The sequence below is a fragment of the Mucilaginibacter gossypii genome, from assembly GCF_900100945.1.
Classification (GTDB): Bacteria; Bacteroidota; Bacteroidia; order Sphingobacteriales; family Sphingobacteriaceae; genus Mucilaginibacter; species Mucilaginibacter gossypii.
Map to the genome: position 1 here is coordinate 39,526 of NZ_FNCG01000028.1, position 13,032 is coordinate 52,557.

The following is a 13,032-nucleotide window of genomic DNA, read 5'->3' on the forward strand; positions in this document are numbered from 1 at the left end:
GTTGTAATTAGGCTTTGATCTTAGCTGATTCATTTTCGGGATTGCGTGCTTGGTTTTTAATCAGGAAATCAGACTTGCGGATATAGTGATTAAGCGGTTCTTCAATTAATTTAAACAGCGTTATGGAAACCATATTTAAAACGATAAAGGCGTACAAAAGGTTTAAACTATCATACTCAAAAGGCGAATGCCAGTCGACACCCCATTTATCATAAAGCTCAAAAACATAATCGTTAAGACTGTTCATGCCCTGATGGATAAAATTGTACATAAAGCCTAAGTGGATCAGGTAAAATATGTAGGAGCTTTTGCCCAGCAGTTCAATAAAAGGGTGTGCTAAAAACTTTTTAAGGAGGGTAGTTTCGGTAAGCAAGCCATAAAAGAAGATTGCAATCGAGGTAGCCAGTAGATAGTTATTGGTTATAATGCCCCAGGGATTATGCAAACCGGCTTCATATCCTTTCGGGATAGTTAACGTAGACATGATCCACACGCAAAAAAAGATCAGGAAAAAGCCCAGGTAAGTGAACTTCTTTTTGCTTGTACCATCCAGCTTTTGTTTGCGTACTATGAGCGCCAGCTGAATGCCCGCATAAAACTCAAAGCATCGGCCTAAAAAGGTGTACAGCATCATGAACGTAAAGTTGCCGAAGAAGCCGAACCAGTTTACATGACTAAAGATGAGTACAAGCAGAGCCCCTAAACCGGTAACCGCGATAGGCTGGATATAAAACTTTTTGTATTTAGTGGCGATAAGGAAAATAAATGGCGCCGAAAAGTAAAAACATTCTTCAACCGTGAGCGACCAGCCCTGGGCAATGCCCGTAAACTTAAACTGGTCAAAAAAGCCGCGCACAAAAACGATATTCATAAAAAACATAACCACCGGGTTTTGTCCTGCTGTTACTGTTTGGTTTTGGGTAAAATGATAAGCTATGAACGCGCCAATGGTAAGCAAGGCATACATGGGATAGATGCGCGCCACCCGGTTTTTAAGGTATTGCAGAAACCAGGCTTTTGTTAATTTAAAACTATCAAAATAACGAAATGCGATCAAAAAGCCCGAAAGCACAAAGAAAATAGTAACCCCGATATGGAACTCGTTAAAGAAACGTTGCACAGAGTGGGGAAATTTCTCATCAAACACATAGGCAAAATGCGATATGAAAACTAGGTAAGCCGCCATGGCCCTTACACCGGTTAACGCCGGGATATAATTGGATTGTGCTCTTTGTGACAAAATAGACGTATTTAACTTTCAGATGAATTTAATTATACGTAAATGTTTGCAAAAGGGATACCAATGTTTAGAAAGTAACAGCTGACAAGTGGTGATATTTTAAGTTGCAGTGGCAGTTTTTAGTTGCAGGGGGAAGAGCATTGATTTGCTTATTCGTTAAACCAGAACCGGGATTTGGGGAATTTGCCGGATTGATGGATTTTACCTGAAAATCCGAGTAATCTCTCGCCGTTGTTGGTGTTGTCACCAACAACTTCTATTTGTTCAATACATCATATTCTAAATGTTGTTGGTGACAACACCAACAACGGCAGAGAGGGAATCGCACAAACCTCGTTTTTTCTGAAAAACTACCACGGCATAAAAAATCCTGACAATCCTCAAATCCTATAAATCAAGGTTCAGACCACTTCCCTGCACCACACCTCTGCTCAAAATTCTTTGATCAATATAATACTGGATCTCTGATTTTTTCAAACCCCAGTTGGGAGCGATGAGCAGTTCGCGGTCGCTGAGACCGAAGAGGCGCTGGATCACGATATCAGGGCGAACAAGCGGTAACAGCTCACACAGAAAATCGGCATATTCGTCAATACCAAACAGGTGGAAGGGTTCGCGTTTGTATTTTACGCCCATTACCGAGCCTTCAACAATATGAAGGTGGTGGAATTTTACAAACTTGATCTGTTTAAAACGGTTGATCTCGTCGGCATATTTCAGCATCATTTCTTTAGTTTCCCAGGGGAAACCGAAAATGGTATGCACGCAAATGTCCAGTTTTGAATTTTCGACCAAACTCAGGGCTTTTACCAGTTCTTCATGGCTGCAGCCGCGGTTAATCTGGTTCAGGGTATCGTTATAGATACTTTCCATCCCCATTTCCAGGTCAACATCAAAACGATCGGTATAGCTTTCCAATAAAGCAATCTTTTCCGCATCGATACAATCGGGCCGGGTACCTACCGAAAGGCCTACGATATCTTTGGTGCCGTAGCTCAGGGCTTCGTCGTAAAGCATTTTGAGGTAATGAGCGGGCGCGTAGGTGTTGGTATTGGGCTGAAAGTAAATAATAAACTTATCAGCCTTGTTGCCTTTACGGGCACGTTCCATACCTTCCTCAACCTGTTGGCGTACTGTGGGGGCGTTACGGCTTACGGAAGGCGTAAATGAATCAACATTACAATAAGTACAACCGCCGTAACCCTTCGACCCATCCCGGTTGGGGCAGGTAAAACCACCATCAACAATTACTTTAAACACGCGATGGCCTTTGTATTTTTCCTTAAGCCATGGCCCGTAATTGTTATAGCCTTTTTCCCAGGTTGTTATTGTTTGCTGTTCCACTTTGCTTTCCTTTTGATGATGTCACCGATTGTTGTGATTATCACCGGTTGAGCGGCAAAGATAGTGAATTTTGGACGAGTCAAAAAGTTAGTCTGTTTGCGCCTGCAGGTCACAAAAAATACCAATTAGTGTCTTAATTATATTTGCAAGTTTGCGTTGCATCTTAAATTTACTTAATTATGTATTATCTAAAGCCTTATCAAAACAATGAAAGTTTTCTTCCTGCTAATTATAGCTCAGCTGTTGTGTAATTGCAATTCAAATACTAAAAGTAAAACAGATATGGGATCTGTACACAAGGTTCGATATAATTCTGCCAGCATGACTTATCAGGAAAAATTAAAAAGTTGCAAGGCAGATTACCCGTTTGTGCGATGGCGCGAAGCATTTAATGAAGGATTTGAACAATACACTGAAGAAAATTGCAATAGGTTTAAACTTATTTTTGATAATTTGATCAGCGATTTAATAAGGCTTGGCGAACATTCGCAAAGTGCTGAGAAGGTGAACGCTTTTAAAAAGGCGGTGTTGACATTAAATAATTTAAGCGCTGAAGACGATAGCCTGATTGAAACCGGCGAGCGGGAGGATCTTTGTGCACTGGTCGATCAAATTACTATAGCCTGCGGCCTCAATCCTAAAGATTTTGGCGGAGGTGAGGGGTTAGCCAGCGAGTGGAGAGAATGGTAAGATAATAACGTGAGATAGATTTTGACTTTGTCAGGTTGAGGGAGTTGGGTTCACCTTCAAATAAGTCTTTTTATAAGTACTCAAAATCTCAGTTATTTTGGATGGGTCCCGTTTTTCAAACAGGTGAATGATCCATACGGTAATACGCAGCATCCCAACCGGGTTAACAATGCCAAGTCCCAGTTTATTGATATCACTATCCCTGCTGGCAATCTGCTTAGGGTAAGCATCCCCGTTACGGGTAAACAGGTCTTCGGCAAAGCACCAGGCGCCATCGCGGGCATTGCCAAGGGCAAACTGGATGAGGATAGAATTATTTTGCGCATGCAGGCCCGCCAGTGACAGCAGCGGCGAGATCCGGTTCAGCTCGCTTATCACCTCGTAAGTAAGCGCCGAAAGTATAGTATTGATGGAATTAAAATCATTATGGACCTCGGTTAGCGGTTGGTTGAGATTTCGCGCCACTTCTACAACAGCAACACCCAAATCAAGGTTGATATGCGCGTTCATGCCAATGAGCAGGTGCTGCAGTACCAGTCTCGACGGTTTATCAAAAATGCTAAAAGCCAACTCCCACGACTGTGAGCAGGGCTGTTTTTGCTGCCAGCAATGATAAGCCATAATGTACCTGTTGGCGAAGATCACGTCCAGTTGTTCCATACGGGCAGGGTTTTCAAACTCACCGTTCTGGATGCCTTCCCTTACCTTGCAGGTAACCTTATGGTACAGGGCTGCAAAATATCCGGCGCGGCTGTCGGTTTTTATAGCATCGGCAATAATGGCCTCTAACTGTTCAATAATCTGGTTAATAGTTTGGGCTGGTGCAATAGGTTCCATAGCAGGAAGATAAGTCCAGGTAAATTAATTATTTTAAAGATATGATTTTTGTTGGTCGAAAAATCAGGTAATATCGTTATTGGGTGCTATTGGTAATTTGTGTATTTTCACAGCATTGTATACCAACAACACCTGAGCTTTATGCGCAAATTTTTTTCCCTCCTGTTACTGTGTGCTGCCTTTATGGATGCAGGTGCCCAGCAAAAAAGCGTACTTAGCCGATGGAACCCCGGAAGCTATTACGACCTGCAAAACAACAAAATAACCGGCTTTATTAGATGGAATGTCCCTAATCGTAGTCTTTTCAAAGGCGTAGGTGATGATTTTCTGTATCGTGTTACTGTTGATGGCGATAAACAAAAGATTAAAACTGCGCAGTTTCGGGCTTTTGTAATAGGGATAGATAGCTTCGTAGTATCGCATAATAAAGACCTTGAGCTTTTTCCTATTTTGCTGGTGCTTATTGATAGGCCAACCAAACTATATGTACGCCTGCGTTATAATCAAACTGCTGTGGGAGGCTTTGGTAGCGGAGCCACCATGTTTTACTCCAATCTTGACAGAACTTATTACTATGGCCCGGATCCCGACAACGTTACTGAGCTCGACCGCCAACATTTTATTGAAGTTATGAGCGATATAGTGAGCGATAAGCCGAGACTGGTGGAAAAAATCAAGAACAAAGATTACCGCAAAGGCGATATGGAGGACATTCTTGACGAATATTATTTTGAACGGAACGCCCAAATAGCTAAAGAGGAGGCAGAGAAGAAAAGTGAAGAGAAAAACAAGAAGAAGGGAGAGGCAAAAAATGTTGATGAATAACAATTAACGGCTAAATAGTGTATTGATAGTGAAATATGTTTTTAATTGTAGCGAAAATTTGCTGGTAATAATAATAAATTAATAATGTTTATCCCTTCAAGCGATGAGATTTATAAAAGTGCTTTGAATGTACTAAAAACAAGCTTTTTAATAAAACCATAGCCCGTTTTATACGTACTAATTATAGTATTAATTAATTATTCACCTAAAATTAAACACTATGATTACGTTATTATTGGCATTAAGCGCAAGTGCATTATGCGGTTTTTTTGTTGCGCACAGTACAAAGGAAAATGAATGTTAAATGTAATAGACTAAACGGGGTAATTATGTGAAAAGGCTGATCAGAGATGATTAGCCTTTTTGTTGAAGAAATAACCTTTGAACGCTGGTGCACGCGTGCCGCGTGTATCCTGACTGCAAGTATGTACTATTTATAAAAACTCAATATCGATTAAACCCTTGCCATCTACATAATCTATCGCGCTTGAATATCGCCAATATGAAGGTTCGGTAACAAAACCGGCTTCCACAGGGTTATTATGAATATAATCGGCCTTTTGTTCAATTACCGCTGCAGTCCAAAGTTCGATCGGCTTATTATGATGTTGCCAAAATTGATTCTGTTTAACATTACTACTTTTTGAAGCAGCGCGTTTAAACATCCACAACATCCAGTCTCTTCGTGATTCCTGGATGTTTGATGTAATTGTTGCTATAAGTTGTTTAGCCGTGTATTCTTTAAACCGACCTAAAATAATTTCAGGATTGTTGTTCTTTGCGCTGTAAATTAAATGGATATGACTTGGCATAATACACCAGCAGTATAGTTCCATGCCTAAATTCTTTTGACAATAGGTAAGGCTTTCAATAATAATTTGATTGTATATAGATCGGATAAATACATCAATCCAATAAACTGTGGCAAAACTTACAAAGTATAATCCTTCTTTGTTCAAAAACTTGTATTTGCGACTCATGGATGTTTTAGGTGTATAAAGCTACAATAATAAGGTTCAAATATTAATACACATAATTGATTTTGCTGAAAGCATGTTTATGGCTGGTGCACGCGTGTCGCGTGTATCTAATTTGCTTATAAAGATATGCAGATGACGAGGGATAATGGATTATCGAGCATGCAGGCACATATATAGGCAAGCATGACGTGTTACTTAGCATGCGGGACACACGCGACACGCGTGCGCCAGCGAAAGGCTGTGGGGAATGTGCTGAGTGTCGTAAAATCATTTCTGCTTCTCACCAGCAAAAAAGGCAACACAAAAATGTGATGCCTTTAAATTAAGCTTAGCCGTGCTACTTAACTACCGTAACTTTCAAAAAGGTAGCCTTTATATTAGTATTTTGCTCCCCGCCCGTGTTTTGGTCATTGAACAAAGCTTCCAGTTCATGTTGCAGTTCGTCACTTTTGTTGTTTTTTTCGGCAGCTTCAAACGCGTTCATGGTTGGGCCATAATAGTTTTTGAAAACCTGAACAAAGTTGGCCGGAGCGTAAGGAGCCTTAAACGTAAAGGATTCTTTGGTAAAAGAAATATTTTCTTCATTTATACCGGCACTTTTAAAACGTTCTGTAACGTTTGCTTCAATACCCCATAACATCGGGCTTACAAAACCTTCGGGCGGTGGCGGCGTATAGGCCGAACTTATCTTAAGGATCTGTGCTACCAGGGTAGGGTCGCCGGGTATCCAGTTACCCATGATTATCCTGCCGCCGGGCCGGGTTACGCGCACCATTTCTTTAGCTACGTCAAAAGGCTTTGGAGCAAACATTGCTCCGAAAATGCTAACCACAGTGTCAAACGAACCATCTTTTAATTCGTGAAGGTCGGTCGCGTCTCCCTCATAAAACCTGCATTGACCCAGTCCTTCGGCCTTTGCCCTTGCGTTACCTGCTGCAACAAGGTTAGCGGCTATATCAACGCCGGTAACATCTGCGCCCAGCCTGGCTTCCGGTATAGCAGTTGTACCATCACCGCAACCCAGGTCAAGTACCTTCATCCCTTTGGTTATTCCCAGTTTATTAACCAGTTCCTCGCCGCTTTCGCGCATGGTAGCTGCTACCTGGGTGAAATCACCCTTTTCCCATAGTGCTTTGTTTGGATTCATATTTTTCATGGGTTTAAGTTTTTGATTTGTATTGTGTTATGTTTATGATATTGAAACAAAGTTAATGAGAGCGATAAGAATATTTTTGTCTGAAAAGCCCAGAATAATGACCTAAAAGTTCAAAATAATTAAATTAGCTTATAGTATTGCGTTATGAATAATTTGTACGACAGGGTGCTGCAACACCCCAACTATTATCGTCAGTTTAATTGCAACGAGTCGCTGATCACTATATTCAGCTGCCCCGCCGAAGCACGCCTGATGAAGAACAAATTTTCGCCGCTCTGGACCCAACACAATTACCTGTTTTACGTAGTGGAGGGTCGGAAGATTTGGCATATCGCCGAAGGATCGTACGATATTGGTGCAGGTAGCTGCGTGTTTATCAGGAAAGGGGCATTCGTACTTGAACAATTTTTTGACGAAGGATTTTGCCTGGTACTCTTCTTTATTCCCGACGAGTTTATTTGCCAAACCCTCGGCCAAAAATTTAGCGCGCCTGTGAAAAGCGCCGGGCACAGGCAGGTGATCACTTTGAATTCCAGCGAAACCCTGGCGGGTTTCTTTCATTCCATGGCTTCCTACTTCGCCGAAGCCAGGGAACCCGCGCAATCCCTGTTAGAATTAAAATTTAAGGAACTGATCCTAACTATAGCGGATAATCCCGTTAACAGCGAATTGCTCTCCTACTTTTGCTCACTGGTGAACGAGCCCCGCGCAATAAGCCTGGAAAGGGTAATGACAGACAATTACCGTTACAATTTAAAACTGGAGCAATTTGCTCAATTAACCAACCGCAGTCTTTCGGCATTTAAAAGAGATTTTCAGGCAACCTTTAACAGTACGCCCGGCAAGTGGTTATTAGAAAAGCGTCTGCAATACGCCAGGAGCCTGCTGAGCATGTACAGTGAAAAAACGATAAGCGACGTGGCTTTTGAAAGCGGATTTGAAACCACAGCCCACTTCAGCAGATCATTTAAGCAACGTTTTGGCGTTACGCCATCTTCGGTAGGCAACAGTTAAATCTCTCTGCAGATGCGAATGGAATAAAGCCTGCTGATTTTGATATGTTGCTAAAGGGCCTGCCCGGGACAATATACCTTTTGGGCAGTTTACCAACCGCCGGTTTAGCGACGTATATTTATTGCTTATGTTAGGATTTGCTTGCGGTGGCGGGGAGGCATGGCTGATACTTTATTGCAGATGCGTTGTTTTATACCTTGCATGCGGGCTACAAGGCACAACCTTGCGGCAGCGTTCCCGATTTTTTTGCTACCGCATGGCTGTGCCTTGTGGTAAATATGCTATGTCTCGAATTTGGCTTCGGCAGCAGGGAACCTGGCTGGATATTTTAATGAATATTTCCTTGATATGCAATCATCTTATTAATGAAGTGCATATCAAGGAATATGGTACTTACCCTATGATTTACATGGATAGAAAAAAAGTATTTAAGCCATACAACTCGAATCGAATTTGCTCTCTGCTTGCTTGAACAGATCAAGTTTTTTTATCCAATTTTTAACTCTGTATAACCCGATAAATACTAATAGTTTTAATATACCTTTTATTAAAAGGTAGAGAAGTCGCATTTTAAAAAAAGGAACAGTTTCAAGTGAATAATAAACGCCTTTAGCATAACTCTTTTTAAATTCCTCTGTTTTAGAATTGGTTATCTTCTTTTCGAATTTTGCTTCGGAATAAATTGTATTTGTTATTACTACCTTAGCAATTGGAAAAAACTTCTTATGTATTTTGGAGAAATGATCAATTGATTGATTATGAACGTGTAATAAGTCTTTCAATTCCTGGTATAGAGTCTTATCTATAGTTTCAGCATTTTCGAACATATACATTGTAAGTTCGTGTTTACTTTGACGAAATTGATAGATCGATTTATCTATGTAATACTTGTTTTTTAGCCTGAAATTTATGTAACCTGCTATTAGGGTTAGAAAAATAGCGTAAATAGTAACTGTTGTCATAACTTTATTTTCCTTTCGATCTTAATTGTGCAATCAATTTTAAATTTATTGCTTCTAATTCGGTTGTCCTTTTAACAAGTCTGTCAATTTCCTCTTTTTTATCTTTTACATTGCTTTTATACCACCACCATTGTAAAAAGAGTACTATAATTAAAAAAAAAACAGATAATCCTAAGAACGGCCCATACTGCTTATAAATTGTATCCCAAGATGGTAAATTTGACAAAGGATTACCACCTTCTAATAATAATTGCATTAAAGTCTTGATCAGTTAATGTGTGCAAATCTAATAAATATTTGGTCTTTCAAAGTAACTATATACTATTTGTTTACTCTTAGTCAACACTTTAGTAACATGTATGCCCGTGAATTGTTGGCCGGTTAATTAATTAAAAAGTAACTAAATACTACTTCTCGATCGGAAATGGGGAGGGCGTGGAGGAAAGGTATTTTCCGTTATTGACAGCATAGAAATGTTGCCTGACAAAGGAAGTGGCAAAGTTGAGGTAATCTTCATGGCTTTAAGGTTTATGCACTAAATCTCATTATAAAATTTAACATTTACAAGGTTACAAGTGTTTTTATTTTAATGCTTTAGGCATGTTATATTAATACGCTACTCTTAATGGAAAAGTATAAAGCTTAGTGAGATAAGAGGTGTTGCTAAGTATTAAGGACATAACGACGAGGAATTGCTTGTTACTTAGCATGTGGGGTATTTTAGGGAATGGATAAATGATTGCTGTTAATACAGTTATTCACAAAGAATATAAGCGAAAGCTTGTATCTTCGACTCACCTGAATTTTATATGAGTGAGATATATCAAGCGGCTTCTTTAACGGAGGCCCTGCAAATGGCACAAGCATTTAAAGTTGCCGGAACCTATGATCTTTTCCGCGGGCAGGCCCAGAACTGGCCGGTCATGTCTTCGCTGAGCAGGCTGTTGCCAGACCCCGATCCGGAGATCCAAAAGCAATTGGAGCGGTTGTTCCTGTTCTTTGATTCAAGCCCCGCGCTCAGGAAATACAAGGCTGATATTGATTGGTTCTGGGCGGTGGCACAACACTACGGCCTCAAGACGAACTATATCGACTTCACCGATAGCCCGGAAGTGGCCGCCTATTTTGCAACGAATTCCAAAGACAATATTCCGGGTAAAGATGCCGTGCTCATCTGCCTGAATGAAGCGGACTGGACGTTATTCATGTCGGGTATGAAGGGATATTTTGAGGAGGAGAAGGTGATCACCCCTTATATCGCCCGAATCGATGTCGACAATCTGTGGCGCCTCCAAGCGCAGCAGGGTTGTTTTATGTTCACGCCGTACAGCCATGTCGAATTCTTTTACGACTTCGACCGGATCCTATTCCCTTATAGTGAACCTTACGCCGCTATCCGCAACGGTCATATCTATCCGCAGCGCAAAAGCGAACTGGAGCAACTATTAGATCATTACTTTAATATGGAGGAACTCATCAAGGGCGGCAAGCGGATGAGAAAGTTCGCCGAAGAAATCAATATGCCGATCAGTCATATTGGCGGGCTGGAATTCGATCACTATTTCAAAAGGAAGCAAAAGCATAAAAGCTGGCGTTCGGCGGAATTCAAAAGCTGGGACCTTCCGCTGGTGGAACGCTGGAATCCCGGTAAAGGGGTCCGGTTGCGACTGAGCTATGATAATGGACTACAGGCTGCGGCACAGCAGGAAAGCATCGGGCAACAGCTTGCCGACCTATTCCAAAAAAGGAAGGTCGACCGGACGAAGCCGGTAAAATTCAATCTCGATCCGATAATAGGAATTGTTGGTAATTTCCTGAAAAAGATTGAATTGTGCTGTAGTCGGGCTTGGGAAGGCATGCGCAATCTACCCTTCTCGGACGCGGAGATCATCCAGATTATCAGCCAAGTCATCGTCGCGGGTGTCACCGAGGAGCTTACAGGCAGGGTGTTTTCATTTTCAGGTGAAAAGTTGCTCCAACTGGAGATGACCAACGAATACGGCAATATCAGCAGATGCCAGGTTTCACCTTCCGTGATCCTTTCCGCTATCCGGGCCGATCTGTTCGATATCCTTTCTGACAACGCACCGAAGGTATTGCAGCCAGAGATTCTGTTGCACATCAATGATCCCTACCTACTCTTCGATTTCCATTTATTGCTGGCGGTATTCAAAAAAGAGATCATCTTTTCTCAGTTGTTGCTGCAGCAGGAGAATGACCATCCGGTGATCTTCTTTACGCCCGCCCAGATCAATGTGCTGGGATATGCCTGAGTGAATTTCCATCGTCCGGTCAAGGGTCAATCTTTGACCGCAATATAGTGTAAGTAACCCCGTTACAGCAAGCGTCACGTCTGTGCTCACATTGCAGAGAATGGCATAAAGCCCACAAGCGAGGATGCTTGCGATAGCATAGGAAAGCTTGCGGGAGCGTAATTAGAAAAATTCATCATCCCTCCGCCACCCCCAACACCCTATTAACCGCCGATAAACTCATCTCCAGCCTGCCGGCAATCTGCCTTTGACTCAGGCCCTGTTTATGAAGCGCCAGCACATCGGCGGCGCGGCGTTGGCGTTCTACCTGGCTGTAACGGCGCAGGTGTTTAACCTCGTTATCGGTATGGGAGAATACAAACTGCAAAAAGCCGTTTAGCCTTTCCAGCCGGCCGAGGCATACGTTATGGCTGCCGTACATTTCAGCGGTGCTGCGTTGTTTCACCTGCTTGAGGTAGCGGTAGCAGGGCAGGGTTTGGCTTTCGGCCATGGCAAAGGCGCTGTCGGCAAAGTTGATGAGCATTTTGCTGCCCTGGAGGTCGTTACGGGTAATGGGCAGTGAAGGGTTGCGTTTAGGGGTGTGGGCCAGCACCAGGATGCTGAGGCCATGCCGGGTTTTAAGCAGTTTGAGCTGTTTCATGAGCGAGAGGGCCTGGCTGCTGCGTTCGGTACCGTTGCGCAGGCAGGTAATATTATCAATAATGAGCACCCTGGCATCGGTACGTTTAATAGCGCGACTAAGCGCGTGGGTTATAAACTCATCAAAAGTTTTAAAATCTTGCGGCAGGCCGGTCATCTGGTTAAACTCACCCCGGTAAAAATTTTCGTGAAAGGTGTGGGTGGTGCTGCCGTCGGTATAGCGCTGTTCAAATTGTTTGCCGGTTAGTTCAAAATCAATGTAGAGGACCGGGCAGGGTTCGGCATCCATTTTAAAAGGTGTGATGGCTTTGCCGCGGGTAATGCTGTCGCCCAGTTGTACGGCCAGTAAACTTTTGCCCATGTTGGTATCGGCAAACAGGATACACAGCTCACCTTCAAGCCAAAATTCGCCGAACAGCATCCGGGGCGTTTGGCGTTCGCGTTCCATCTCCATCCATGTACTGGCCTGGTGAATAATAAAAGCATCGGGAGGGATAGCGTCAGGGTCATAAACTCTCGGGCGGATCCCTCTTTTAGCGTCTCTTCGCGCCGCCTCGCGCACATCGGCGCGGATCATTTCCACAACCAGTGGTCGTCCATTTTTTTCAATCATAGCGTTATGTCGTTGATAAATTAAAGCTTGGTGTTTAGGGCAAAGTCGTAGTTCCCGGGTAAAGCGGCATAAGTGTTCAGAAGAAATAAAAAAAGCGAAGGATTGCGCGATTCCCCTCTTGAGAGTAATAGCCCATCAAGAGGCAGTAGCCATTTTGTTAATTAAAAAGTTAAACACCTGGTTATTGCCTCTATTGTTATATTTAAATGTGAACTCATTCAGGTATGATTGCAAATGTCTGAGCGATACTTTATGGTATTGACCATATATCCCCCGTTTTAACAATGTCCAAAAGCCCTCAATCGTATTGGTGTGATACTCTCCCCGGGCATACTCTTCTTTTTCCTTGTTTAATACCTGATGTTCACGGAATATTTTATTTAAACCGGCATATCCACCAAAGCCGTCCGTTACAATAGTAGCATCTGTGCTCACTGATTGTTCAACAATGGGTTTGAG

13 protein-coding genes are annotated in these 13,032 nt (G+C 42.4%); 4 read left to right on the forward strand and 9 right to left on the reverse strand.

Features of this window, described 5'->3' with window-relative positions:
- Window positions 1-7: 7 nt before the first annotated feature.
- Together BLS28_RS29060 and mnmL are read right to left on the reverse strand one after the other, a co-directional pair.
- On the reverse strand, window positions 8-1,240 hold the full coding sequence (locus BLS28_RS29060) for an acyltransferase family protein (protein ID WP_143020906.1): 1,233 nt from the start codon (window positions 1,238-1,240) through the stop codon (window positions 8-10).
- 387 nt (window positions 1,241-1,627) lie between these two features.
- The gene (mnmL, locus tag BLS28_RS29065) at window positions 1,628-2,584 is read right to left on the reverse strand and encodes a tRNA modification radical SAM protein MnmL/YtqA (RefSeq protein ID WP_256337574.1); all 957 of its coding nucleotides are present in this window, start codon (window positions 2,582-2,584) and stop codon (window positions 1,628-1,630) included.
- A gap of 321 nt (window positions 2,585-2,905) precedes the next feature.
- On the opposite strand from mnmL, the gene BLS28_RS29070 reads away from it, so the two are divergent.
- A complete protein-coding gene (locus tag BLS28_RS29070; RefSeq protein ID WP_091176065.1) occupies window positions 2,906-3,274 on the forward strand; it encodes a hypothetical protein in 369 nt (122 codons plus the stop codon).
- A gap of 30 nt (window positions 3,275-3,304) precedes the next feature.
- Here the strand turns inward: BLS28_RS29070 and BLS28_RS29075 are convergent, their stop codons facing one another.
- Window positions 3,305-4,111, reverse strand: coding sequence for a DUF5995 family protein (locus BLS28_RS29075; protein ID WP_091176037.1), 807 nt, complete (start codon window positions 4,109-4,111; stop codon window positions 3,305-3,307).
- A gap of 141 nt (window positions 4,112-4,252) precedes the next feature.
- Between BLS28_RS29075 and BLS28_RS29080 the strand changes: the two genes are divergently transcribed.
- A complete protein-coding gene (locus BLS28_RS29080; RefSeq protein WP_091176040.1) occupies window positions 4,253-4,936 on the forward strand; it encodes a hypothetical protein in 684 nt (227 codons plus the stop codon).
- Window positions 4,937-5,370: 434 nt separating this feature from the next.
- On the opposite strand, the gene BLS28_RS29085 is transcribed toward BLS28_RS29080, so the two are convergent.
- Both BLS28_RS29085 and BLS28_RS29090 read right to left on the reverse strand, forming a co-directional pair.
- On the reverse strand, window positions 5,371-5,916 hold the full coding sequence (locus BLS28_RS29085; RefSeq protein ID WP_091176042.1) for an REP-associated tyrosine transposase: 546 nt from the start codon (window positions 5,914-5,916) through the stop codon (window positions 5,371-5,373).
- 337 nt (window positions 5,917-6,253) lie between these two features.
- Window positions 6,254-7,072 (reverse strand): class I SAM-dependent methyltransferase, encoded by an 819-nt coding sequence (locus tag BLS28_RS29090; RefSeq protein ID WP_091176044.1) that lies wholly within the window; start codon window positions 7,070-7,072, stop codon window positions 6,254-6,256.
- A 144-nt stretch (window positions 7,073-7,216) separates the two neighbouring features.
- Here BLS28_RS29090 and BLS28_RS29095 point away from each other — a divergent pair, with 144 nt between their 5' ends.
- Window positions 7,217-8,086, forward strand: a complete 870-nt coding sequence (locus BLS28_RS29095; RefSeq protein ID WP_091176047.1) for an AraC family transcriptional regulator — start codon at window positions 7,217-7,219, stop codon at window positions 8,084-8,086.
- Window positions 8,087-8,514: 428 nt separating this feature from the next.
- Here BLS28_RS29095 and BLS28_RS29100 read toward each other — a convergent pair whose 3' ends face one another.
- Both BLS28_RS29100 and BLS28_RS29105 read right to left on the reverse strand, forming a co-directional pair.
- Window positions 8,515-9,048 (reverse strand): hypothetical protein, encoded by a 534-nt coding sequence (locus tag BLS28_RS29100; RefSeq protein ID WP_091176049.1) that lies wholly within the window; start codon window positions 9,046-9,048, stop codon window positions 8,515-8,517.
- Between the two features lie 4 nt (window positions 9,049-9,052).
- A complete protein-coding gene (locus BLS28_RS29105; RefSeq protein WP_091176051.1) occupies window positions 9,053-9,304 on the reverse strand; it encodes a hypothetical protein in 252 nt (83 codons plus the stop codon).
- A 598-nt stretch (window positions 9,305-9,902) separates the two neighbouring features.
- Here BLS28_RS29105 and BLS28_RS29110 point away from each other — a divergent pair.
- Window positions 9,903-11,321, forward strand: coding sequence for an FRG domain-containing protein (locus BLS28_RS29110; RefSeq protein ID WP_176844594.1), 1,419 nt, complete (start codon window positions 9,903-9,905; stop codon window positions 11,319-11,321).
- Window positions 11,322-11,496: 175 nt separating this feature from the next.
- Here BLS28_RS29110 and BLS28_RS29115 read toward each other — a convergent pair whose 3' ends face one another.
- The gene (locus BLS28_RS29115; RefSeq protein WP_091176056.1) at window positions 11,497-12,573 is read right to left on the reverse strand and encodes an AAA family ATPase; all 1,077 of its coding nucleotides are present in this window, start codon (window positions 12,571-12,573) and stop codon (window positions 11,497-11,499) included.
- Window positions 12,574-12,708: 135 nt separating this feature from the next.
- A partial coding sequence (locus tag BLS28_RS29120) for an IS1595 family transposase (protein ID WP_143020907.1) occupies window positions 12,709-13,032 on the reverse strand: 324 nt, incomplete at its 5' end.

Coding starts and splice junctions, on each gene's coding strand:
- BLS28_RS29115 (WP_091176056.1), bottom strand. CDS start 12,573: ATGATTGAAAAAAATGGACGACCACTGGTTGTGGAAATGATCCGCGCC.
- BLS28_RS29070 (WP_091176065.1), top strand. CDS start 2,906: ATGACTTATCAGGAAAAATTAAAAAGTTGCAAGGCAGATTACCCGTTT.
- BLS28_RS29080 (WP_091176040.1), top strand. CDS start 4,253: ATGCGCAAATTTTTTTCCCTCCTGTTACTGTGTGCTGCCTTTATGGAT.
- BLS28_RS29110 (WP_176844594.1), top strand. CDS start 9,903: ATGGCACAAGCATTTAAAGTTGCCGGAACCTATGATCTTTTCCGCGGG.
- BLS28_RS29105 (WP_091176051.1), bottom strand. CDS start 9,304: ATGCAATTATTATTAGAAGGTGGTAATCCTTTGTCAAATTTACCATCT.
- BLS28_RS29085 (WP_091176042.1), bottom strand. CDS start 5,916: ATGAGTCGCAAATACAAGTTTTTGAACAAAGAAGGATTATACTTTGTA.
- BLS28_RS29095 (WP_091176047.1), top strand. CDS start 7,217: ATGAATAATTTGTACGACAGGGTGCTGCAACACCCCAACTATTATCGT.
- BLS28_RS29090 (WP_091176044.1), bottom strand. CDS start 7,072: ATGAAAAATATGAATCCAAACAAAGCACTATGGGAAAAGGGTGATTTC.
- BLS28_RS29100 (WP_091176049.1), bottom strand. CDS start 9,048: ATGACAACAGTTACTATTTACGCTATTTTTCTAACCCTAATAGCAGGT.
- BLS28_RS29075 (WP_091176037.1), bottom strand. CDS start 4,111: ATGGAACCTATTGCACCAGCCCAAACTATTAACCAGATTATTGAACAG.